Genomic DNA, 23835 nt, shown 5'->3' with positions numbered 1-23835 from the left:
GGCGGGCAGCAATGCCCGCCGCCGCTTGGCCTTTGAAAGGAGTGACCATGTCACGAACACTGGCTGCCTTTGTGTCCCTGTGGGACGAAGAGGGCAGGGTCGTAGCGCTGTCTCCTGGCGACGAACTCCCCGGCTGGGCAGAGGGTCGCGTTGGCGATCACTGCCTTACACCGGTCCTTGAGCCCAACGACGTCGAGGACGAGCCCAACGAGAAGCCCGATGACGCCGATTCGGAGGATCACGAAGAATCGACGCCCGACGACCCCGAAACCGGCGATGAGGCTGAGGCAGTTCCGGAAGAGCCCAAGCCCGCGGCCAAGCCGGAGGCCGCGGCTCCGGACTTCACCGGTTCAGCTCCGCGCCGGCGTCAGTCCCGAAAGTAGGCATCATGGCCGCGGACTACGCGAATCTTGAGGATCTAAAGAAGCATTGGTCCGCGCTGCCGGCTGAGGACGAAGCCGACGCCACACAGAAGCTCCACGAGGCGTCCATCGAGGTCCGCGGCAACTACCCGGACCTCGACTCGCGCATCACTGTGCCAATCAGTGACGGCGGCATGGATCCGGACGTCCCGAAGCTCGTCGTATGCCGCATGGTCAAGCGCGCCTTGGATGTTTCGGAGGATGCGCCGACCGCTGGAATGGAGAGCTTCCAGTTCGGCGCCGGCCCCTTCGCATTGGGCGGCAAGATCCACAATCCTGACGGCAACATCTACATGAGTGCCGCGGACAAGAGGCTGCTGGGTCGGTCTCGCCCCCGCAAGCAGGCGTTCACTATCCATCCGGGAGGCTGACATGGGCATCGTCAAGATGTTCCCGAAGAGTTGGCGCACTGACGTCATCGTGATCCGGGGCGGCGGTCGCGATAACAAGGGGAACCCGCAGCCGACGCAGGAGATCCCTGTGAAGGATTGCATTGTGGGGGCACGCGCCACAGCAGATCCGCTCGATCATTCCGACGTCGTTGATTCCAAGGCGGTCCTTTATCGGGATTCGGACCCCGGCTTCTCCTTTCTTTCCACGGATCGGGTCCGCGTCCCGGCCGGGAAAAAGATGGCTGGGGATTGGTCTGTGGAGGGTCGCCCTGGTGAGTGGCCGCTCGGTGACGAGGTTGGGCTGGTGAGGGCCTGATGGCTGGTTATCGCCCGCTCGAGGCTGGCCTGAAAGCGTTGGGCCAGTCCGATTGGATGAAGGGCGTCACTTTGGAGACTGCACGGACGATGGCCGGCAAGGCGAATGCTGTTGGCGATTCTTCGTATGAGGCTAAGAGCAGGACGGTCCGTGCCGGCTGGGGTAACGAGCCTCGTGCTGGTGCTGTCGTTGGGGAAACCGAACGCGATTGGCGGGACTCCCGTGACGCGGTGCTGCTCCGTGTGGCCGCGTCCATGACGATCAGGGGGCGCCGATGATTGATGGCCTCGTTTTCCCTGATGTCCGCGAGTGTTTGGGCGATCTGATCGACGGCACCACTCACCTTGGCGAGACGGTGACGTTCGCTTGGTGGTTGCAGACGGATCAGTATGGCGCGCCTGCAGGCCCGTTCCCGCTGGTGCATGTGACCGCCCACCCGGGCACTGAGGGCTTCATTGACCGTGTAGATCCGGTGACCTTGGAGTGTTATGCGCCAGGGACGGATGCGGTCAACGTCCTGGAGTCCGTCAAGGCGTCCATCTGCGGCACCGACATTGACACTCCGCACGGGTTCCTCGACTCCATCCGTGTCGTCTCTACTCCCGAGGACGGCTACTACCCGTCCGACACCCTCAATAAGGCCGTGGCCACCTTCGACGTGACCTCCCGGCCCATCAACTAAGCCCGCCCAGCTCAGGGCACCAACACCAACATGAGAGGGGCCTCCATGCCCACGTTTGACACTCAGCGCCAGGAAACGGATTCCCGGCAGCTCATCCGCAAGATTCAGAAGGCCATTGCCGTCATTGGTCTCCGCGGCGCCGTCGATCTGCCGGAGTCGCTGTATGGCGTCGATGGCCAGCTCATCGACCTGAAGGCGCTGGGTTGGCTGCCGGTCGGCATCGTTACCCCGGATGGTTACAGCTTCTCTCGTGAAGTTGAGTCGGAGACCATCGATGCGCTCGGTTACGCCTCGCCGGTCCGCTCCGACACTACGAAGGTGCCGCGGCAGATCACCTTCACCCCATTGGAGAAGGGGCGCCGGCACATGGCTGAGCTGACCCTCGGCACTGACCTAACCGGCACGACTCAGGATCCCGTCACGGGCGAGATCGTTTTCGATGAGCCCGACCTGCCGGTGGGTGAGGAATACCGACTGCTGGTCATTGGCTCCGACGGTCCCGCTTCCGAGAACTGGGTCCTAGGCAAGGGCTACGGCAGCGTGAAGCTGAACGCCGGCGGAAGCGAAACCTGGGGGCAGGAAGGCGCGGTCTCCTCGGAGATCACCCTCGACGTCTTCACTGACGACGAGATCGGCACCCCGGTCCGTCATTACATGGGCGGCACGGGTGCCCTGAAGCACAAGGACCTGCTCGGCTTCACTGGCGCACCCGCCGGCCAGTAAGCCCTTTCATCTCGGTGCGCGCCGTTCTCTGGGTGGCGGCGCGCACCGTACCCCTTCACCCAGAACGTCAGGAGTAGTTATGCCTCGTTTCATCAAGGATGGGCTGACCATCGAGACTGCTGTTCCGCGAGAGGCTGCAGAGCTTCGAGCTCAGGGCTTCACTGAGCAGCGTGCACGCACGGTGGCGGTCAAGCAGGCCGACGCAGCACCGACCCCCAAATCGTCAGACTCGGCGCCCGCCAAGTCTGAAAAGTAGTACCAGCTTCACCTTTCAAACCCATCAACCCTCACACCCGGAGGTTTCACCATGGCTGATAAGCCGAATGTCCAGTTCTCCCTCGCCCAGCTCCGCAAGGACGTTGCGAAAGTCGACCCGTTCAAGATTGCACTGAGCGGCTCGAAGCTCATCACCTTCCCGGATATCAACGCCATGGAGGCTGAGGCTTCCGACGAAATCGCAGAGCGGATCGAGAATCCGAAGTCAGCGTGGGGCATCTTGGAGGATTGGCTGTCGGCCGCCGACGCGAAGTCGCTCCGAGCTGAGAAGTTGTCCCGCGCCGAGCTGATGCGCCTCATCGAGGTTGCCGGCAACTACTACAAGGACGCTTACGGCACTGTGGGGGAAGACGCCGCCTCCGCGAGCTCCTAACCAGCTACCGACCCCAGATCCGCGCCGATCTCGCTCATGAGTATCCCGGCGTGGATCTGGATCAGTGGTATGCGGCAGGCCGGTGGGTGGCATTGCTCGAGTTGATCGACATGCTGCCCACCGCTTGCAGGCTCAACGAGGCAATAGCCAACAATCCCGAAACGGCCCGAGTGCTGGCGTCACTTCCCGAATCGACGGAGAAGTGGACGCCCCGCATCTCGGAATACGATCTGTCGGCGATCATGCACCGCGAGATGCTCGCCGCTATGGCTTCCATCCAAGGTGCCATCGTGGCAACAGCGGGCGGTAAGCCGACCCCATACAAGCCCTTCCCTGTTCCGCGCACGGCAATTGATCGCGCCAGGGCGGACATGGAGCGGGAGTTCGTAGAAGACCTTGCCGGCCTGTTCGGCTTCGACGCCGCGGACATCGCCTAACTGAATACACATGGAGAGCCTCGCCCGCGTGGGTGGGGCTCTCCTTATGCCCTGAGGAGGCCACAATGCCCGTAGTCGGTCTCGCAGAGGTACTGGTTCAGCCGGTATTCAAGGGCACCCAGCGCGCCATTAGTCGGGAGATTGGCCCGGCCGCGGAAACTGCTGGCCGCGATGCTGGCTCCCGCATGGGCCGGGGAATGACCACCGGGCTTGCGGCCGAGACTGCCGGCTTCGAGGCTGAGGTTGGACGGCTCGCCCAATCAGTGAGCCAGGCCGAAGAGAAGGTGGCAAGCTCTCGCGAGCGACTCACGGCGGCATCAACCGCTGAGGATAAGGCTCTCGGCAATCTGCGTGTGGCTGAACTGAAGTTGCAGGAGGTTCGGGCCTCATCCAACGTCAAGGCTTCACAGCTTGCAGCGGCGGAGGAGAAGGTTTCCGCGGCGCGTGCTCGCGCTGCTGCCATGGCTGTGACCCGAGAGAAGGCGGAGCGTAGCCTCACGGCGTCGACTGACGCCCACGCCCGGGCCCAGGGAGATTCGGCGGCTGCTTCTGAGACTCTCGAGACGCACCTCCAGCGTGTCACTACGGAGTCCGAGCGCACCAACACCAGCATGGGCCGTCTCGGGGCAACCTTGTCTCGGGCCTTCCGTGGGCGCCCGCTGGCCGGGCTGGTGAATAGCATCCGAGGAGACACTAACCGGGTCAACTTGGACATGCATGCCATGGCCAGGAATGTGTCACAGGCGGGAACTCGTGGTGGCAGGGCGTTCACGCAGGCGTTCATGGGTATTTCCGTCGTCCTGGCCGGACTGGTGCCCGCGCTGGGTGGGCTTGGGGCTGGGCTTATGGGGGCTGTCGGCAATGTCCTGACCCTCTCTGCTTCCCTGCTGCAGCTTTCCAGTGTTGCTGCGCTGATCCCTGCCGGCCTTATTGCTATCGGGGCTGGCGTTGGCGTCATGGTCGCGGCCTTCCGCGGGATGGGTGATGCACTCAAGGCAATCACGGAGGAGACTTCCGCGCTGGGTACTGGCCCGGATCCGCGCATCGCCGCTATGGCAATTGAGGATGCTCAGGCTGCCATTGTTCAGGCTGAGGAGAACGCTGCTGATTCCCGCGTGGATGCTGCTCGCCGGGTGGAGGACGCCAAGCTGGCGCTCTCTGACGCGGTAACGGCGGCCGCTGAGGCTGAGAAGTCGGCGGCGCGAGCCATTGAGATGGCGCGCCGGTCTGAAGCTGAGTCTGCTCGCGATGTTGCCGACGCAGAACGGGACCTCGTTACGGCCCGCGATGAGGCTGCGGCGCGGGTGAAGGAAATTGCTCGTGATGCTGAGGCTGCTTCCCGCAAAGCAGTCGACACGGGGTTGGCCTACAAGAAGGCTGCAGCCGCCTATTACGACGCGCAGAACGACCCCAACGCCGGCGCCGACCGGCTGTTGCAGCTCTCCAACGCTGTAGCGAAGGCCAAGGCTGCGGACGAGGACGCGAAGTCTTCGGTGGAGTCCCTGCGTGCCGAGCAGACCAAGGCGACCGAGGAAGCCAAGACTGGCAGCGAAGCTGTCCTCCAGGCTGAGCGGCGGCTGGCTGATGCTCGGCAGTCACAGCTCGATGCGATCCAAAACCGCAAGGATGCTGAGGCTGACGCGGTGAAGTCCCAGCAGGACGGGGCTCGCCGGGTTGCTGAGGCGCAGCGTGCCGTAGAGGATGCAGGGAAGGCGGCCGAAAAGGCTCAGGTGTCGGCGGCACGGGCGGTGGAGCAGGCGCATCGCAACCTCGAGCGTACGCAAATGCAGCAGGCGGATGCAGCGTCTAAGGCTGGGGAGAAGTCCTCGCAGGCCATGGACAAGCTGACGCCGGCTGCACGGACTGCAGTGGTTGCCCTGCTGGCTGTTTACGATCAGCTCGGCGCCATCCGCCGTATCGCGCAGGAGAACTTTTTCAACGGATTCGCGGGCCCGCTGCTGGCATTGGCTGGCACTGTTATGCCCCAGCTGGCCACCGGCGTGGGCGCTATCGCTTCGGCCCTTGGCGCCGGTTCGCAGACACTCCTCACCTCCATTGCTGATGCGCTCGGTGGTGGGGTGCTGGAGTCCCTGCTGATGGGCGTTGCCACATCGATCATCATCATGAACGGCGCCATCGATCCGCTGGTCCAGGCCTTTGTCACCCTCGGGGTGGTCGGCATGGAATACATGCCGCTGCTCTCGGGCGCTGTCGTGGATTTGGCGGAACGCTTCAATGGCTTCATCCAAGGTGCAGCCGCCAGTGGCGAGCTGAATCAGTGGATCGATAACGGAATCCAGGGTCTCAAGGATCTTGGTTCCATCATCGGCTCCGTCGGTGGCATCTTCTCCGCACTGACCGCCGCTGCGGCCGCCGGCGGGGCCGTGGCCACTCTGGGCGGGTTGGCTGACGGACTGAACCGTGTGCAGACCATCATGGAAGGCCCCGTTTTTCAGACAACCATGGCGAAGCTTTTCGCCGGCTCGGAAGCGGGGTCTCAGGGCCTGCTCGCTGCCCTAGGCCCAATTGGAGAAGCCTTCCGAGTCGGGGCGGACAACCTCGCGGACTTCCTGCGCCTCGGCGGGGAAATTTCCGGCGCTTTCGTTGGCGGTATCTTCACCGCAATGTCGGATCCGACATTCGGGGCGGGGCTCACGACCTTTATGGAGGCCCTGCAGCGGGGCGTAGACAAGCTGGTTCCCCTGATGCCCGGCCTCACCGCGGCATTCGGAGGGCTACTGGAGACCCTGGCGCCGCTGGCCGAGCAGCTCGGGCCGACCCTGATCGAGGTGTTCACCGGATTCGCGTCCATCGTGGACACCCTCGCTGTGGCGTTCTCCCCGCTGCTGTTGCTGCTCACAGATAGCCCGGTGGTGTTGGGAGTGCTCATTGGTGCTTTCACCGCCACGGCAGGAGCAGCGGCGGTCCTGACTCTGGCCGGCAACGTCCAGAAGATCGCAATGGCTGGGTGGGCTGTGGCTTCAGGCATCGTCAAGGCGGCGCTGTGGCTCCTGCGAACGTCTTGGGTACAGACGGGCATCGCCGCTGTGGTCTCCGGGGCACAGACGGCTGCTATCTGGCTCATGTATAAGGTCGAGTCCGCCCTTGCGGCAGCAGCTCATGTGGCCAGTGCCGCCCGTGTGGTTGGCGGGTGGCTCCTGATGGCCGGCGCGGCCATCGCGCAAGGGGCCCTAGTTGTTGCTGGGTGGGTCATGACGGCTGCTTCAGCCGTACTGAATGCCGGACTCGCTGTCGTGCAGGGCGCCCGGGTTGTTGCCTCCTGGGTGGCGATGGGTGGCCAGGCTGTAGCTCAAGCTGCCCGCGTTGTTGCCTCCTGGGTGGCAACAGCAGCCTCGGCTGCCGTGAACGCTGGTGCCAGCGTCATTCAAGGCGCCCGCGTTGTGGGTAGCTGGGTGCTGATGGGTGGTCAGGCAATGCTTCAAGGCGCCCGTATGGCTGCCGCTTGGGTGCTCGCAATGGGCCCCCTCGGCTGGGTGATTGCCGCCGTCGTCGGCATTGTGGCGATCATCGTCGCCAACTGGGACGAGCTCAAGGCGGCAACTGCCAAGCTGCCGGAAGCCTTTGACAAGGCTATGGCCGGTATCGGCAAGGCATGGGACAAGCTCGGGGAAATCGCCAAGAAGCCGGTCAAGTTCGTGGTCGAAACGGTCATTGGCGGGCTTGTTGACACGTTCAACAAAATCCCGGGCGTGGATATCACCAAGCCGAAACTGCCTGCAGGCTTCAAGAACGGCGGCTACACGGGTGACGGCCCCGCAGATGAGATTGCAGGGCCGGCGCACCGCGGCGAGTGGTACTTCACCAAGAAGCAGACAGCTGCAATTGGTAAGGACAAGCTCGCAGAGATGGCCCGGGCCGCATCCAGCGGGACCAAGTCCAATCCAGCACACGCTGCAGTGCCGGGCGGCGGGAACATGGGCGGCTTCTTCACCGGAAACTCGGCCGCCATCGCCCGCCACGGAGCCTACTACCTCGACGTCGCCCCGAGTCTCTCCAAATGGAACTTTCCCGGGGCAGCGAAAATGTGGGACGGCGCTGCGGGCATCAAGGTGGCTATTGGCCGCGGATCTCAGCAGGGCTACGCAAAGCCATTGGAGCGTGGCGGCGGGATCCTCGGCTACGCGACGAACAACAACATCGACATGTCCCCCTCGTGGATGAACACCCTCAACGCCGTGCAGCGGCAGACGGTGGCCGCTCACGAGATGGGTCACGCGATGGGCCTGCCGCACAACTCTGGACACTCGATCATGCAACCGAACCTCGGCCAAATGGCCTCGAGCCCAACAGCTCAGGACATCGTCAATCTGCAGTACCTCTACCCGGGGGGCAGCGGAAAGGCCGGGCAGGGATCGGGGGCTGAGCCTGTGGAGAATCCGTTCTCCGGCCTGCTGGACAAGCTCATGAAGAAATTCACGGACATGTTCCCGGAGGGAGGGATGGTCGTGGATGCTGTCGGTGGCCTGGCCAAGAGCGGCCTCGAGAAGGTCACCAAGTGGATCCAGGACATCAAGGACGGCATCAAGAATATTGCCGGGGATGTAGTCAGCAGCGTGAAGGGATTCTTCGGGGGTGGCGGCGCGACCGCGTCTCCGGGGATGAAGCCGAACCTGTACGACTCCGGCGGGGTTCTGCCTCCTGGGATGTCACAGGTCCTGAATCAGACCGGCAAGCCCGAGGCGATCCTCACGAACCAGCAATGGAACACCATGCGTCAGCTTGCCGTGCGCGACGGGCATGATGCCGGGCCGCGGCTAGTGGTTGAGGGGAATGTGTATGGGGACCCTATGCACATCGTCGACGTGATGGAAACCAAGCAGCGGCGCACAGCGTCTCTGAATAATCTGCGCAAGGTGGTGATGAGCTAGTGGCACTTGTTTACGCCGCACCATATGCGCCGCCACCAATGCGGCGTGCCGTCTCGCCGTGGATAAGAATGACGCACACCTGGACGGGGTGGGACGGTTCCGTATGGGACCTCACCCGCCCCTCCCGGGGCGTGTTCCTTTTGCGCGAGGGCATGGAGGGTCTGGGCATGCCGGACTTCACGAACTACACCCATGGCTCCCCGGTGGTCCACGGGGAGCAGTGGGATGGTTGGCGCGCTACGGGCCGGAAAGTCTACTGGAACATTGGCATCTTTTCCGACACTAGTTCCGTCGATTGGGTGGAGCTGAACCGGGGCTTTTGGAAAACGCTTCGGCCCGGCAAAACCGGTGTCTGGACTGTGGGTCTGCCAACAGGGGAGAGGTTTTCCCTCACTTTGCGGTTGGCCCCCGGCGCCGGCAACACATTCAACCAGGACCCGGTGCAGCACGGCTGGAAAGCGTATGGGATCGAACTGTTCCCTGAGCAGCCGTTCTGGGAGGCTGCACCCATTGTCCAGTCATGGGGCGCCGAGGAGAAGACGCCGCTCCTTGGCGAGGAAGACATTGGTCCGCCGCTGCACATCTCACCGGTGACGACCATCGGCACTGCCAAGGTAACGAACCCGGGCGATGTTGAGTCCTATATCCGTTGGACGATCACCGGGCCGACGACCTCGGTCACGGTCGGTATTGGCGGGGAGAACACTGTTGTGCCGTTCCCTGTTCCGGATGGAAAGAAGCTGGTCATCGACACGGACCCGCGGAACCTGATCGCTGAGCTGGACGGGGTGGATGTGATGAACAAGTTGCGCGAGTTCAACTATCCCGCCCTGCAGCCAGGGGCGAACATCAGGCTCAGTCTGGCGATGGAAGGGGCTGGGTCTGTGGAGGCTCGGTTCATTCCGTACATGCTGATGGGGATCTGATGGCGCTATTCAGGACGGATATTTTTGACCGTGACCGGAAGTGGCAGGCACCGCTTGGCGATGTGAAGAAGCTTGAGGGGACGATCCGGGCGAACGCGATCAGCGACATGCAGATCACCGTAGCCAAGAACCACAAGCGCGCCGGGCTCCTTGCCGAGCCCGGCGCCCGCATTCGCACCAAGTTCCGGGGTGAACGCCTCATCTCGGGGCCAATCCGTCAACGTGCCGGCGGCATGAATGCCGACCTAGTATTCGATGTTCAGTCTGACTGGCGGATCCTGCACAACTTCCTTGGGTATGTGAACCCGACTGAGCGAGTCACGAGCGGATCCCTGCTTCGCCAGGGTGAGGAATCGGCCTACTACACGATTGGCCGGCAGCCCGCCGAGACCGTACTCAAGGATGTTGTCCGGAAGAACGTTGTGGAGCGGCGCGGGTACGGGCTAACGGTTGCTGCGGATAAGGGTCGCGGCAAGGTCATGGAAGCGACCTTCCGCATGCATCCCCTGTATGACCGGTTGTTCCCGGCGGTGCAGGATGCCGGGCTGGTTGTGACTGTGGAGCAGAACGACGCCGGCGCTCTGGTGCTGGACTGCTACGAGCCGCAGCCGTATCCGAATGTCCTCACGGAGGAGTCGCGGGTCATCCAGAAGTGGGACTTCAACGGCGCTGCACCGGAAGCAACCAGCGGCGTGCTGGGGGCTCAGGGGCAGGGCGAACTCCGGGAGTTCCTAGCCTTCCGCGACAGTGCGCGAGAGGCGCTGTGGGGCGACGTTATCGAGGTGTTCAAAGACGCTCGAGACACCTCAGACGGCGCTACGCACAAGCAGCGCACGGATTCCGCGTTGTTGGAAACGGCCGCTAAATCGTCCCTCACGGTGGAGCTCGCCGAGTCCGGCAACTTCAAGATCTTTGGGCCCAAGGGGCTCAAGCCGGGGCAGATGGTCACGGCCCGCGTCGGCAACGGTATTGAGGTCACTGACTTGGTCACGGAGATCAACTTCTCCTACGACGCGGACAACGGGTTGAAGCTCAGCGCGACTATCGGCCCCAAGGATGACCCGCTGGACATCCTCATGCAAGCAATTACGTCCCTCGCACGGGGCTTCAACGATTTGAAAGCAGGCACCTAATGGCGACACCCCCGGCATCATACGGCTACCCGAAGGCGGCCATTACAGCGGACAAGCTCCCGATCTGGTTGCAGCCGCTCTGCAGGTTCTCCGTGGGTGGGGCGAAGGATTGGAAAGTGTCATCCCTTGCCAGCATCGACCGTGGGATTCGCGTGGAAGCCGGCACGGGCAGCGGGGACGGGGTCACTGATGTGACCTTCGAGTACGAGACCATGTCGCTGCCATCTCCGCCCATCCCCTCTGCCTGGTACTTGATCGTTCGCCGGCGCAACTGGTCGGGTACTGGCACATCAACACTGGTACCCATCCGGGGCACGGCAACGAAGGCTTTACCGACGCCCGGCATGGGGGTTAGTAATCGCAGAGACACCCCCGGCACGGAGTCGGATCAGCCGCTTGCTCTCGTTCGCGTGACGCAGAAGGACACGACGGTGCAGGAGATTGTTGATCTGCGCTGCTGGGCATCGAATGGCGGTGTCGAGATTGCCGACGAGCTGGCCCTCACCTATCTAGGCACCCCGGGCGCTGAGGTGAAGCTTGGGTCTGACGTCTGGCGGTTTGAGTCGAAGGGCAACGGCGTTTGGGGTTGGGGTAAGGAGCCCCGCGTGGTGGTGACTGCTGAGGGCGCGACGGTGACGGTCCCGTATTTGAAGACGGGGACGGTGACGATTGCTTCGGATGCGAATGGTGCTGCGGCGGTTCGGTTCGCCAGTCCTTTTCCGGCACGCATCCTCGGTGCGACGTTCACTCAGTCCACGGCGCCGAACCTTGGTCTGATCCATGCGGTGTATGACGAGCAGTTGTCCAACTCATCCCGTGTGGCCGTGTTCCTTTATGACCGGCATGGTGAGCGCCTCCGGAACACGGCGGGGGTTCGCATGAGTTTCATCGCTTGGGGCGACTGACCGCTCCTCGCCCTACTGGGCAACGGCACCTCCACCACGGGGGTGCTTTTCTTTTACCCAAATTCGAGGAGGGTCAAACACTTTGACCCTCCTCGAAATGCGCGAACCCCCGCACCTGCGTGAACAGGCCGGGGGCGCGACCAACACCCAAGGTCTCTAACAGGAGTGTCGATATGCCCATTAACACCACAAGCCGGGCGGGAAAACAAAACGCCCGTGCCGCCGCAGCCCGTCACAAATAGGAGGGCACCCGTGTGGACCCCACATTCATCACCGCCCTCACAGGGCTATTCGTCGCAAGCGGCGGTGCAGTCGGCTTCTTCATCAAACGCGCCGACACCCGCCGACAAGCGAATGAGGCCGCGTTGATCACCCACCTCAAGAACGAGCTGGAGAAGGAGCGTGCGAGGAATGCGCGCCTCTCCGAGATTGTGGACATTCGCACCGCGGATGGAACGTCTTGGCGTGAGCAGCTGATCGAGAACGACATCAAACCCAAACCTGAACACTGGACCCCACTCCCCAAGGAGGACCGATGAGCCAACCCGCCCTAGAGCCAGAGGACGAGTCGCCACCCACCTTGGACGAAATGGTCGAGAAAGTTGACCGGTCACGCAAACTCGACAAGCGGGTCAAGTGGGGACTGTTCTGGACAATCATCGTCTTCGGCCTCCTCGGATTCTTCATGCTCGGACAAGCAGTAGCCGACCGAGACAGCGCCAAAGCAGAAGCAGCCAGTGAACAGCAGGCGAAGAAAGACATCGCCGTCGAAGCTCAAGCCGCACTCTGCCAAGCCGGAGACGTTGCTGTGTATGATGCCGACCTTTGCGAGCAGTTGGAGAGGATTGCTGAGGAGCCGTCGCGTCTTGAGCGTGGGCCTCAGGGAATCCAAGGGGTGCAGGGCATTACGGGCACACGCGGACCCGCCGGCGAGGGTGGTGAGGATGGGGCGGACGGCGCTGACGGTGAGCCCGGACCCGCAGGAGCCCCTGGAGAAGACGGCGCAGATGGCGCGAATGGCCTCAACGGCGCACCCGGACCAGAAGGACCACCCGGAGCAGTAGGTGCACCCGGCAAAGACTCCACAGTGCCCGGACCAGCAGGACCAGCCGGAGCCAACGGAAACGACGGCGCACCCGGAACACCCGGAGCAAACGGCCGCGGCATCACATCGGTCACCTGTGAAGGCGCTGGCGAGGCTTCCTATTGGCTCGTCACCTACGACGACGGCACCACCCAAACCAGCGGCGGACCATGCCGCATCCAAGCTGCCGCCGCACCGGTGCCAGCCCCAACTCCGTAGCAGCATCAATCCAAGCCCCGCAACCCGGGGCTTTTTTCATGCCCTAGGAGGGCACATGGCAACAGGCTATGCATTGCAGGACATCCCGAATACCCGACAACCGCAGTTTGGCTGGCCCCGGAACCGTGTGTCCGGAGTGATCGGTGTTCACACCACCGAGAACATCACTGACCTTGACGGGCCGGATCAGAACGCCGAGAACTGCCTGAATTTCCTGCGCACCCGGGGGGACCACGGGTCCTACCACGCACTGGCGGATTTCGATTCCGTCATCCCTCTGGTCCACCCGGGGTGGTCTACCTGGGCGGACACCACGAACAACGCCCATGCCATGTCGGTGTCGGGGGCTCTACAGGCTGCCCGGTGGCGGGACCTGTCCCAGGACCGGGCCGACCAGATTGTGGTGAATATGGCTGCGGCGGCGGCGAACCTGTCGCTCACGGCAGTACGGGATGGGTACATGGACCAGCCCACCCCGGCCCGCCGGATCAGCGCCCACGAGGCTGTTTCTGGCTCCCGGGCGGGGTTCTACGGCCACGGAGAGACCAACCCGGGCACCCGGTACGATCCGGGGGCCCATTTCGACTGGGACCTGTTCCTTTCATCGTATTCAAGTTTCATCGCTGGCGGGACAGTTCCCCTCGGCGCCATCACAACCCCATCGGAGGATGACGAATTGAACGCTGACCAGAACAACGCCCTCGCTGAGGCGTGGATTAACAGTAAGACCGCACTGGAACTTGCCCGGCGGACCGTGCAGGTGGTCGAGTCCATCGAGAATGCCGTCAAGGGCAACAACGGCACGGTCAAGAAGGCAGCCGACGCGATTCTGGGTGACGTTGATGTGTCCCCGTACCTGAAGTCAAAGGACAACGCCACAGTGTATGCGCTGAACGTGGCGACCGGGAAGCTCCGGCCCGTGAAGCTGCCGGAGTGGAACACCGCGGCCGCTCTGGGATTCACCGCCAAGATCGTCCCTCAGGCCACCATCGACAACGCACCGAAGGAGTCCGCATGATCGCGTTCGATGTCCCCCTGATCCCTGCCCTGCAGTTGGTGTTGGGTGTGCTCCTGCCCGTGCTGGTCGGCCTGGTCACGACGCGGGCCACAAGCGCCGGGCGCAAGGCTGTGCTGCTCGCGGCACTGTCCGTGCTGACCTCGCTCCTCACGGAGCTGATCGCTGCGCTACAGGCCGGCACCGTCTACAACCTGGGGCTCGCTCTCGCCCTGGGTCTCGGAACTTTCATCGTCGCCGTCGCCACCCATTACGGGCTGCTCAAGCCCACCGGCGTCAGTACAGCCGCACAGGGTTCCTTCCGCACTGCCGACACCATCCCCGGCTACGTTATCCCTGACGGCACCGGCAAGCGGCGCAAATAACTCCTCCGCACACCCCAGTCTCAAGGCCTCCTAGGGGGCCTTTTTCCATGTCCTCTAGGAGGCCCCCTTGTCTTACCCCTACGAACAGATCTTCGCCGGCGACCCCTCCGCACCAGAGCGTGTGGCCGCCAACGGTATCGTCACCATCTTCGCGCCGGGTGATGCGGCCATGACACCGATCACCATCACGACGCTCGACGGGCTGCCCCTCCCCAACCCCGTGCAGGTGAACGAATCCGGGTTCGGTCCCGCGTTCCAGCACGCCACCCTCGACCAGGTTGCATGGGCTGGCGGCGGATTCACAGGCATCCTCACCTCCTACAAGGGCATGAAGGAGGTTGCGGTTGCAGCGGGCGTCTCCGCCAGCGCTGCAGCCGCAGCCGCCCAGATGGCCGCGGAGAACAGCACCGCACCCACCGCTGAAGCAGTCGAACGAGAGATCGTCACCGAGGGGACTGCGGCCAATACTGCAGTGTCTGAAGTGGCGAGTACGGCCGCCCACGCTGCGGCCGCAACCAAGCTAGGCAAGGAAGAAGCGGTCTCCACCTACACCCCACTTGAGAGCTTCAAAGAGTGGTCCGGCCCGCTCGCATCGGATGGCGGGGGGATCGGCGGAGTAAAGGTTGGGAAGGGAGCTGCCGGCCAAATTTCTGATGGATCCACAGGCAGTGAAGCGCAGAGCTTTATCGCAATCGGACGAGATGCCCTCGGGAAGGCCAGTCGGGCACGGGGTTGCATTGCTATCGGTGCCGGCTCTTTGGCATTTGGTAATCCGGGCGTTGAGAACCTTGCTATCGGCGTGTTTGCGCTCTCCAACGTGACAGGTAAGTCGGAGTGGTACGGCGACACCGAGGGTACTAGGAACGTTGGTATCGGCTCTCTTGCGGGCCACTTCATTTCTTCGGGCGCGATGAACACATTGGTGGGGCGTGACGCTGGACATAGCATCACGACCGGAACCCATAACGTCGCACTTGGCTATCGTGCACTCTCAACGGGAAATGCTCCGATTGGGCTGAGTGGAAGAATTGAGAATCAGTATCCGGTGACGGCTTTCCGCAACGTAGCCGTTGGCACTCAGGCTCTGACGAATGCGCAAGGATCCAATAACACCGCCATAGGCGACCGCGCAGCCATGAACGCCAAAGCTTCCAATCAGGCTGTCTATGTTGGTGCTGGCGCTGGAATGAATCTCGGCGTTAATATCTCCGAGAACAATAAGGTCCTCACGTACCCGAACGTTGCTGGAACTTACGCCCAAGCAGGGACGACCATCACTGTGACTGCGCCGGGCGCCGGCGTTATAGGCGGCAATAAGGTCATGGTCCGCTTCATGTCGGGGATCCTGGCCGCTGTTACCAGTTCTCAAAGTCAATGGCTTACCGCTGCGACAACTGCAGATGGGCAGGGAGTCTTCACCGTCACTGCACCTGCAGCGCTAGCGTCGGGCAACGTCCTTATCGACGTCGTTGAGACGGCAGCAACAGCAGTTTTGGGTGGCGCGAACACCATCGTGGGATTCAATGCCCTGGGTAACGCAACCAACAATGGCGGGAACACGACCGCCGTTGGGGAGCAGGCTGGCCTCAACTCGCTGGGCCAGCAAAACACCTTTGTCGGTTCGCGATCTGGGTTCAACCTAACAACGGGTAGCGCAAATACGTTCATTGGCTACAACGCAGGGCGAGCCAATATTACCGGTGGTGGACTTGCGGCAGAGAGTTCAGTAACTGCCATCGGGGCTGGTTCCGGCGCCACTGGCTCAAACCAGGTGCAACTGGGCGGTGCGAGCGACACAACCTACGTTTACGGCACTGTGCAGAACCGTTCCGACGCACGCGACAAGGCGGACATTCGGGACACGGTGCTCGGCCTGGACTTCATCGAGAGGCTGCGCCCGGTAGATTACCGCTGGGATATGCGGGAGGACTACTTCGAGGAAGACTCAGAGGGCAACCGCGTGCCGGCAGAGAAGGACGGTTCCAAGAAGCGGTCCCGCTTCCACCACGGCTTCATCGCACAGGAAGTCCAGCAGGTTATCGAAGAGACGGGTGAGGATTTCGGCGGGCTACAGGACCACTCCATAAACGGCGGCTCCGACGTTCTCTCGATCGGTTATGACGAGGTTATTGCCCCGCTAGTCAAGGCCATGCAGGAATTGACGGCAAGGGTGAAAGAGCTGGAAGGTCAAGTCAAATGATTGCAGGCGAGAACGTAGCGTGGGGGCACGTAACCACAAAAGTGATACAGGCTGGAGGTGTTGACGCGTGGCGCGAAGCCAACATTTCAGACGAATGCCCGCCAACTAGCCGGACCTGCTCAGAAGTCCATCCCACGAGCGACGTGTACCACCCCCAAGGGCACAGCTAGGGCGCGGTTATCGCCCCGCTCGTAAATGAGGTACAGGAACTCGCTGCTCGCGTGAAGGAACTCGAAAAAGGCCGCTAAAGTTAGCGAATGCATAAACTATTACCTCCCGGGTTCATTTCTCGTATCGCCGTCATGAATAGCTCTGGCTCCCTAGAGGCGGCTTCCATGCTGGCTGCATCTCATCCCTCCACTGAAGTGATTACTTGGGATGGTTCGGGCACGCTATCGGCGTGCCCGAACCTCACTATTTACCCACCAGAAGGCGTCCGGGAGATGCTTGTGACGATTGCCGAAGGAGGTAAAGTCGAGGTCATCATTGATGGAACAGCGGATCGAACGGGGTTCAAGAATCTGTTCTATATGCTGCCAGCGGGCGGCGTCTATATCATCCCGGATGCGCGCACGGGAACACTGAGCAGATACCTCGCCGACCTTCTCGCCAATAAAATGACCGGGGAGCCCTTCGCTGGCCGTGACGAGAGGAGCCTTGCCGATAGTCTAGCGGGTGTTAGCTTCGACGGTTATTCCTGCGCGGCAACGAAAGCGGGTCACCACGTTTATAAGGCCCGCGATGAAACGGCCAACAAAGTTCTCACCGGCAAGGCCTACCGGCACCGTGTTGATATCTTGCGAACCATTCCTGCAGGGCGCTTAGAAAGTCGCGCCGTCATAAGGGGCAACAATGCTAAATTGGAGAAAAGTCGCTGCCCGGAGGTGATCGAATATCCCGAATTGTCGCTCCGTGCTTACACGCGAGTCACCTGTGCCCCGGGGCAGGTCTACCGAATGGGCGACATCCTGCTGCCCGACACGTTTCGCCACATCCGGGCGCATAGGCTCAGCAGTCGCGCAATACAGGATGCTGCACAATGGCACGCAGTCGCCCCAGCAACGCCAAACACCCTACTGCCCGGCACCTACTACGCATTGGACAGTGAGGTTCCCGGGCATTTCGGGCACTTCACTAGCGAAGTTCTGGCCCGGACCTGGGGGTGGGCGGAGGCTAAGGCGAAATACCCTGGCCTCAAAGCCCTCATCTCCCTGGCACCCGGGGAGTCCGAGCTCGCTGGATGGCAACTACGCCTCTTGGAAGGCGCAGGCATAAGCGGCGAGGAAATCCACACCATATCCAGCCCGGTGCAAGTCGAACGGCTAATCGGCGCCACGCCAATGTTCAGCAACCCGAAGTACATACACCGTGACGTCGCAGCCACCTGGCAAGGCATTGGGTCGAAACTTATCGACCCAAAGGTCAGGCACGCCAAGGTATTTGCTAGCCGCAAACCTCAGGCCGGCCGCGGCTGCACCAACTCCCAGGAAGTGGAGGAGTACTTCCGCAGCAACGGATTTGCAGTGATTTACCCGGAGGACTTGTCGATACAGGAACAGGTGTCCCTGTTCAATAACGCGGACATAGTAGCTGGGTTCGCCGGGAGCGGGATGTTCAGTCTGATGTTCACGCAGGAACCAAAGAAAGTTGTCATCATCGGGTCCGAATCCTACGATGCGATAAACGAATACCTCTTCATGGCCGGGGCTGGTGGAGATCTCACGTATTTGTGGTGCACTCCTCGGGTGCCTGCCAAAGAAACGTGGTCTTTGAAAGCCTTCCTCTCAGACTTCACTTTCGACTTTGGTCGGGATGGCAAGTTGTTGAGCGACGCTATTAGCTAGATCCGACGTGCCAGCCTCGCCCGCGACCGCCAGGAAGCTTTGCATATTCCTCGAGAGACCTTTCGGCGCCGCATGGGCTAGATGCCACCACCGCCCCCACCCTTCACCGGGTGGGGGGGGTCTTGGCGTTTAACATGAACTCATGCACCCTTCCGAACCCATCACACCCGCCCCGTACAGGCGCGAACCTTACGTGCGGGCGCAACTGGACGACGGGCGCACCATAGACGCTAAGGCAGCCGCATGGACCCGCACGCACGTCCTCCTGCACTGGAAAGACGACAGCGGGAAAGCCTGGAACGTGTGGGTTGTTGCCGTGCGGGTGCGGAGGATTCGGGCCGAGGAAAGTGGATGGCGCGACCCTTATGACCTGGAGTGGTGAGAGTTAAACAGATTGTGCCCCATTCCCAAACGGGAGTGGGGCACAATCGGCACTTAACGCCAACCGCACGGGCCAGTGTTACGGCAGATTAGCGACAGCGTAGTCAGCTTCTTCCGGAGTGAACTTATCGCCATACTCGCTCACGAGCTGATCGCGAATACCCTCAGGTGACATAGCCATCGTCTCCTGGTACTTCTTGGCGGACTCCAGGGCGTTCGCGTTCCAGTCAGCCTTGATGTTGTCAATGGCGTACTGGGCAGCCTCGGGAGCGAACTTATCGCCATACTCACTGGTCAGCTGGTCATACAGGCCAGCCTTGCTCATGTGCATGATCTTCGAGTAGTTCTCAGCACTCTTCAACGCCGACTTGTACTCGCTCGGCACATCCGCCTCCTTGGGCGCGGCTTCAGCCGGTGCCGGCGCCGCTGTCGGGGCTGCTTCCGTCTCTACAGAAGCCGCTTCCGTGGCAGGGGCTTCCGACGTGGCGGCGGAAGGTGATGCCGACGTCGTGTTCTCAGCAGCCGGCTCCTTGTCGCCACCCTGCCCGGCAACACTGGCGATGATGATGACAACCAGAATGGCCAGCAATACCCACGGCCATTTCTTCTTCTTCTTGGCCGGCGCCGGCGGCACAGATTCAGTGCTCAAAATTCCCCCATAAGTGAGTAGTAGAACGGATCGAAATAAGTGTGCCACACGCCACTGACAGTGGTGAGTTCAGGGCCTTACTCAGGATCCTCCACGGGTTCACCCCACGTGTCGCCGCCCTTCGTCGGGCAACCCTCTTGCCTGGGCGGCAGGCTCTCCGGCGGCAAACCCTTGGCCGCTCGAATTTGATCCCACCGAGACTGTGCGGGGTTGGTTGCGGGTGCTTCGTCATTCATCTTTTAGCCGGCCTCAATGATGGGTAGGGGAGCAGCGGGGTTGAAGAGGGCACTCATCTTCTCCAGTGCCTCACGGATGATCTTCTGGTTACCACGCGAGCGATAGGAGCGCGTGATGGCGCGAGTCGAATGCCCTACGATCTCCATAATGACAGGCTCGGGAACGCCAGCCTCATAAAGCAGATCGACAACAGTATGCCTTGCGCCATGCAGCGTGACGTCACTGGGCAGCCCGACTTCCTGCAGTAGTCTCTTCCATTCCTTGGAAGCATCGGCGGGGTCCCAAGGGCGTCCATCGCGGAGAAACACGAGGCCATCATTCCGGTCCCCGATGTGCCGGCGGAGGATTGTTGCCAGGGGTTCAACCAATGGGGGAGTGCGCCACCCTGCCTTTGACTTCGGCCGCACTAGGTAGAGGTTGCCTTCGAGGTGTCGGTACTCGTAGTCAGCCGGCGCCGACTGAATATCCTTGATGCGCTGAATCTGCCAGGACAAGTCGAGTACGTCCGTAACGCGGTTGACCTCCAAGCCGATGACCTCGCCGCGGCGTGCGCCCGTAAGTAAGTAAGTGGCCCACAGTGGTCCATCCGGACGTTCTGCCAGATGCAGCAGCAGCTTGACGGCCTCGTCAAGCGTGAGCGCCTTCTCGTCCGTCGACCTCTTAGTCGGGCGGTCCACAAGCTCACAGACGTTCACGCTGATCTTGCCCTCACGCACAGCCATCTTGAGTGCACCGGACAGAGAGTTGTGAATGAGGAGGCTGTAGGTGCTCGACAACATCTCTGTGCCCTCGGGCGGATCCGAGAACCCACGCAGAGCCTTATCCTTCGGGGTGGCCAGAATCAGCTCGTGCAGATGCTTGACGTCCGTGGGCGTGATCTTATCGAGGCGCTTCTTTCCCAGCAGGGGATTGATGTACTCATGGAACGCCGTTCGGTATCCGTTGATGGTGTTGGGCGCGAGTTTCTCAGAGCGCTTTTTAAGCCAGTGCTCCGACCATGCCTCGAGCGTCACTGAGCTAGTGGCGAGGTCTCCAGCCTTGGCGAGCTCCTTGTTGAGCTGGCGGAGAAGCAGGACGGCTTCAGAGCGCGACTTCCTTCGAACAACCTTTCGACGCCGCTTGCCATCGAGGCCTCTGGGGAGCTCAACTCTGACTTCCCATAACCCCTTGGAATTCTTGTAGATCGAACCGGTCCCCTTGGCCTGCGCCATGCCTTCTCCTTGGTGTGCCCATTGGTGTGCCCATCGATAGCTTAGGTTAGCTTAGAAGGTCGTTGGGAAATCCGCGAGTTTCCGGGGATGTTGGGTCGTCTTGTTGCTCTGATTCTATCAAACCCACGACTCATAATCGTGAGGTCGGGAGATCGAGCCTCCCCACCGCTACAGCTGAACCCCCGGAATCCTTGTGATTCCGGGGGTTTTTCTGTGTCCGGGAACTCCTTTCCCCGGTCCGGCGTGCGCGGCCCGGTGTGCGGGTTATCCCCTCCTCTGGTCAGAACATCCAACCCTGCCGCCCCGGCTCGTGGCTACGATGAAGGCCGTCAGCTGCACAGGGGTGCAGCACCAGCGCCACGCCGGAGGGGTAATGATGTCCGATTCGCCGAAGAAGGTACCCGGGGACGACGACGGCGGACAGCGGCCGCTGGACGGCATCCTGGTTGCCGATTTCTCTCGGGTGCTGGCGGGGCCGCTGTGCACCATGACGCTGGCGGATCTGGGTGCCCGGGTGATCAAGGTGGAGCGTCCGGAAACCGGTGACGACACCCGCAGCTGGGGGCCGCCGTGGTCCGGAACGGGGGCCACCTATTATGAGTCCGTCAACCGCAACAAGGAATCCGTCTGCCTGGATTTGTCCGCTCCGGAGGACCTGGCGCTGGCGCGGGAACTGGCCCTTCGGGCCGACGTGCTGGTCGAGAACTTCAAGCCCGGGGGACTGGACCGGCTGGGACTGGGGTATTCCGACCTGAGCGCGGATAACCCGCAGCTGGTGTACGCCTCCATCTCGGGGTTTGGTGCCGCCGGCGGATCTGACATTCCCGGTTATGACTTCATAGTCCAGGCCCTGGGCGGGCTCATGAGCATCACGGGCGACGCCGGCGGCTCACCGTACAAGGCAGGAGTGGCACTGGTTGACGTGCTGACGGCCAAGGATGCGGCGATCGCCGTGCTGGCGGCGCTGAACGCACGGCAGGCCACCGGCCGCGGCAGCCACGTGCAGGTGAACCTGCTGTCCAGCCTGCAGGGCGCCCTGGCCAACCAGGGGCAGGCGTACCTCGGAGCCGGCATCGTGCCGGGCCGGATGGGTAACGCCCACCCGTCGATCGTTCCCTACCAGCTGCTCGAATGTGCGGACGGCCCGCTTGCGGTGGCCTGCGGCAACGACGGACAGTTCGGGCGGCTGGCCAAGGAGCTGGGCGCCCCGGAACTGGCCTCGGATGAGCGCTTCGCCACGAACAGGGCGCGGGTGGAGCACCGGGAAGTCCTGGTGACGCAGCTGGAGTCCCTGCTGGCTGCCGCTCCGGCGGCACAGTGGCAGGACCGGCTGGCCGGTGCCGGGGTCCCGGCCGGACGGGTGGCAGGTATCGACGAAGGCATCGCGTACGCGCAGTCGCTGGGGCTGGAGCCCACGATCGAGGTGCGGGACGCCGCGGGGACGGTCACCGGACGGCAGCTGCGCCATCCGGCGGTGTGGAACCCGCCGCTGGCTCCGCGCGGAGAGGCCCCGCCCCGGCTCGGAGAGCACACGGAAAGCGTCACCGGCTGGCTGCGCGGCCCTGCAGACGGCTAGCTGCCGTCCGCGGCGCGCTCGTAGTGCCGCAGTTCCAGCCACAACGGCGCAAAAACATCCGGGTCATCCAGATCCACGCCCAGCAGGGAACCGGCAATGCCGATGCGGTGCCGCAGCGAGTTCCGGTGCACACCGAGGCTGCGCGACGCATTTTCCCAGTGCCCCCGGTGGCGCAGGTATTCCGCGACCGTTCCCACCAGGTCCGCGCGTCGATACCGTGCCAGAGTGTCTATCCATTCCCGGGCCTGCTGGTTGTGCGGGCCTCCGGTCCCCGCGAGCGACCCGGCGGGCGCCTGCCGCAGCGCACGGCGGAGGGCCGGCATGACCCCCGCAACCTCGCCCAGGGATACCGGCTCGCTCAACGCACCCGCCAGACGGGGGTGGTTTTCGGGGATGCCCCCGTCGGGGGAACCCTGTTCCTGCGGCGCTGTTTCTTCGGGCAGCACCAAGTAGAGGGCAGCTTCCTCCTCGTGCCGGAGCAGGCACGAGGCCAGCTGGTGCGGCAGCGCCGGCAGGCCGGCGTCAGGGGACAGCGAGCCTGCTGCCCGGATCAGCATTTCGGCGTCGTCGCCCGGGCGCACCGACAGAGCCAGCACCCTGACCCTGCGCGGAAGATCCTGCAGCCCGAGATCCTCGGCGAGGATGCGGGCGGCTTCGGTGTGCCCGTGCAGCACCAGCTTGGCCACCGCCGAACCGAGAGCCGACGTCGCTCCGGCAACCACCTCCCGCTGCTTCGCCTTGAGCGCCAGCAGGGTGCACACGGTGAGGATTACCTGCCGGTCCGCTGCGGTCAGTGTCCGCCCCGGCCCGACGGCCAAAAATCCCTGAATGCGGCCGGTTGCGACGATGGAGTACTCGACGACGGCCTGGCCGTGGATTTCGAAGGTGGCAGCGGTGTGGGTGCCCGTCCGGTTGAGCCGGATGGTTTCGGCACGCAGCTGCGGGAGATACGCTTCAGCGCTCTCCGGCCAGCAGACGGCGGTGTCGGGGCCGGCCGGCAGATACGCAGCCCACCCGCCCAGCGCCTGCGCAAGGCCGCGTACGACGGCGGACGTGGCATCCGGGCGCATGGCCGCCTGAGCCAGTGAAGTCTGCGTGCCCAGGCTGCCCATGAGGCCCGCCTGGCTGCTCTTGACCGACAAGCCCCAAAACGCCCGGGAGACATTCTGGAACGGCACGCCGTCGGGCACGGTCAGCAGATCGATGCCTGCCTCGCTGCAGGCGGACAGCAGATACTCGGGCACCTGCTCCAACCACGGACCCAGGCCGATGCCCAGTGCGGGGATGCCTTTGTTCCGCAGTCGTGCCACATATTCCGCGGTGGCGGCAGCGGTTCCGCCCAGCGGCATGCCCGTGGTCAGGAGCAGTTCCCCGCCCTCCAGATACGGCGTCGGATCCTCCAGTTCGGAGACGTGCACCCCGGTCAGCTGCCGTTGGGTCAGCCGCCGGCCGGAGACGGAGGCCAGATGCGGGCCCAGTGTGCTGCTGAGCTCAGTAAGCGAAACCATAGACAAATCATCCAGTACCGCTGCCCGGATTGGGTGGAATGCTCAATGACGCATGTCGCAGCGCTGCGTAGC

The 23835-nt window shown here is 62.7% G+C and carries 22 protein-coding genes; 19 read left to right on the top strand and 3 right to left on the bottom strand.

Annotated features, from left to right (window positions below; translation table 11 throughout):
• Positions 1-47: 47 nt before the first annotated feature.
• From M1D40_RS14610 to M1D40_RS14525, 18 genes are all read left to right on the top strand, one after another.
• A complete protein-coding gene (locus tag M1D40_RS14610) occupies positions 48-383 on the top strand; it encodes a hypothetical protein (protein ID WP_461169271.1) in 336 nt (111 codons plus the stop codon).
• Between the two features lie 5 nt (positions 384-388).
• Positions 389-793, top strand: a complete 405-nt coding sequence (locus tag M1D40_RS14605) for a hypothetical protein (protein ID WP_461169270.1) — start codon at positions 389-391, stop codon at positions 791-793.
• Position 794: 1 nt separating this feature from the next.
• Positions 795-1130: a hypothetical protein gene (locus tag M1D40_RS14600; RefSeq protein ID WP_461169269.1), complete on the top strand. Its 336-nt coding sequence runs from the start codon at positions 795-797 to the stop codon at positions 1128-1130.
• Between the two features lie 274 nt (positions 1131-1404).
• The gene (locus M1D40_RS14595) at positions 1405-1812 is read left to right on the top strand and encodes a hypothetical protein (protein ID WP_461169268.1); all 408 of its coding nucleotides are present in this window, start codon (positions 1405-1407) and stop codon (positions 1810-1812) included.
• 45 nt (positions 1813-1857) lie between these two features.
• Positions 1858-2535 carry a hypothetical protein gene (locus M1D40_RS14590; protein WP_461169267.1) on the top strand — a complete coding sequence of 226 codons (678 nt, stop codon included), beginning with the start codon at positions 1858-1860 and terminating at the stop codon, positions 2533-2535.
• A 307-nt stretch (positions 2536-2842) separates the two neighbouring features.
• On the top strand, positions 2843-3184 hold the full coding sequence (locus tag M1D40_RS14585; RefSeq protein ID WP_461169266.1) for a hypothetical protein: 342 nt from the start codon (positions 2843-2845) through the stop codon (positions 3182-3184).
• Between the two features lie 50 nt (positions 3185-3234).
• Positions 3235-3621, top strand: coding sequence for a hypothetical protein (locus tag M1D40_RS14580; RefSeq protein WP_461169265.1), 387 nt, complete (start codon positions 3235-3237; stop codon positions 3619-3621).
• A 65-nt stretch (positions 3622-3686) separates the two neighbouring features.
• Positions 3687-8510: a matrixin family metalloprotease gene (locus tag M1D40_RS14575; RefSeq protein ID WP_461169264.1), complete on the top strand. Its 4824-nt coding sequence runs from the start codon at positions 3687-3689 to the stop codon at positions 8508-8510.
• 167 nt (positions 8511-8677) lie between these two features.
• Positions 8678-9436 (top strand): hypothetical protein, encoded by a 759-nt coding sequence (locus tag M1D40_RS14570; RefSeq protein ID WP_461169263.1) that lies wholly within the window; start codon positions 8678-8680, stop codon positions 9434-9436.
• A complete protein-coding gene (locus M1D40_RS14565) occupies positions 9436-10569 on the top strand; it encodes a Gp37-like protein (protein WP_461169262.1) in 1134 nt (377 codons plus the stop codon). The genes M1D40_RS14570 and M1D40_RS14565 overlap by 1 nt, the downstream gene beginning before the upstream one ends.
• A 116-nt stretch (positions 10570-10685) precedes the next feature.
• A complete protein-coding gene (locus M1D40_RS14560) occupies positions 10686-11474 on the top strand; it encodes a hypothetical protein (protein WP_461169261.1) in 789 nt (262 codons plus the stop codon).
• Between the two features lie 254 nt (positions 11475-11728).
• Positions 11729-12013: a hypothetical protein gene (locus M1D40_RS14555; RefSeq protein ID WP_461169260.1), complete on the top strand. Its 285-nt coding sequence runs from the start codon at positions 11729-11731 to the stop codon at positions 12011-12013.
• Positions 12010-12777, top strand: a complete 768-nt coding sequence (locus tag M1D40_RS14550) for a hypothetical protein (RefSeq protein WP_461169259.1) — start codon at positions 12010-12012, stop codon at positions 12775-12777. Before M1D40_RS14555 ends, M1D40_RS14550 begins: the two co-directional genes overlap by 4 nt.
• A 55-nt stretch (positions 12778-12832) precedes the next feature.
• Positions 12833-13795: a hypothetical protein gene (locus tag M1D40_RS14545; RefSeq protein WP_461169258.1), complete on the top strand. Its 963-nt coding sequence runs from the start codon at positions 12833-12835 to the stop codon at positions 13793-13795.
• Positions 13792-14157 carry a hypothetical protein gene (locus M1D40_RS14540; RefSeq protein ID WP_461169257.1) on the top strand — a complete coding sequence of 122 codons (366 nt, stop codon included), beginning with the start codon at positions 13792-13794 and terminating at the stop codon, positions 14155-14157. The genes M1D40_RS14545 and M1D40_RS14540 overlap by 4 nt, the downstream gene beginning before the upstream one ends.
• 67 nt (positions 14158-14224) lie before the next feature.
• Entirely contained in the window at positions 14225-16357 is a 2133-nt protein-coding gene (locus M1D40_RS14535) for a tail fiber domain-containing protein (RefSeq protein ID WP_461169256.1), read from the top strand.
• A gap of 335 nt (positions 16358-16692) precedes the next feature.
• On the top strand, positions 16693-18201 hold the full coding sequence (locus tag M1D40_RS14530) for a glycosyltransferase family 61 protein (protein WP_461169255.1): 1509 nt from the start codon (positions 16693-16695) through the stop codon (positions 18199-18201).
• A 142-nt stretch (positions 18202-18343) separates the two neighbouring features.
• A complete protein-coding gene (locus tag M1D40_RS14525; RefSeq protein ID WP_461169254.1) occupies positions 18344-18583 on the top strand; it encodes a hypothetical protein in 240 nt (79 codons plus the stop codon).
• 78 nt (positions 18584-18661) lie between these two features.
• Here M1D40_RS14525 and M1D40_RS14520 read toward each other — a convergent pair whose 3' ends face one another.
• The gene (locus M1D40_RS14520; protein WP_461169253.1) at positions 18662-19231 is read right to left on the bottom strand and encodes an Ltp family lipoprotein; all 570 of its coding nucleotides are present in this window, start codon (positions 19229-19231) and stop codon (positions 18662-18664) included.
• 239 nt (positions 19232-19470) lie between these two features.
• Complete coding sequence (locus tag M1D40_RS14515; RefSeq protein WP_461169252.1) at positions 19471-20679, bottom strand: tyrosine-type recombinase/integrase; 1209 nt, start codon at positions 20677-20679, stop codon at positions 19471-19473.
• Between the two features lie 376 nt (positions 20680-21055).
• On the opposite strand from M1D40_RS14515, the gene M1D40_RS14510 reads away from it, so the two are divergent.
• Positions 21056-22255: a CaiB/BaiF CoA transferase family protein gene (locus M1D40_RS14510; protein WP_461169251.1), complete on the top strand. Its 1200-nt coding sequence runs from the start codon at positions 21056-21058 to the stop codon at positions 22253-22255.
• On the opposite strand, the gene M1D40_RS14505 is transcribed toward M1D40_RS14510, so the two are convergent.
• Positions 22252-23763 carry a PucR family transcriptional regulator gene (locus M1D40_RS14505; RefSeq protein ID WP_461169250.1) on the bottom strand — a complete coding sequence of 504 codons (1512 nt, stop codon included), beginning with the start codon at positions 23761-23763 and terminating at the stop codon, positions 22252-22254. The genes M1D40_RS14510 and M1D40_RS14505 overlap by 4 nt on opposite strands.
• Positions 23764-23835: the final 72 nt, after the last annotated feature.

It is taken from the genome of Arthrobacter sp. Z1-15 (genome assembly GCF_054792395.1).
This window is presented reverse-complemented; position numbering and strand designations above follow the sequence as displayed.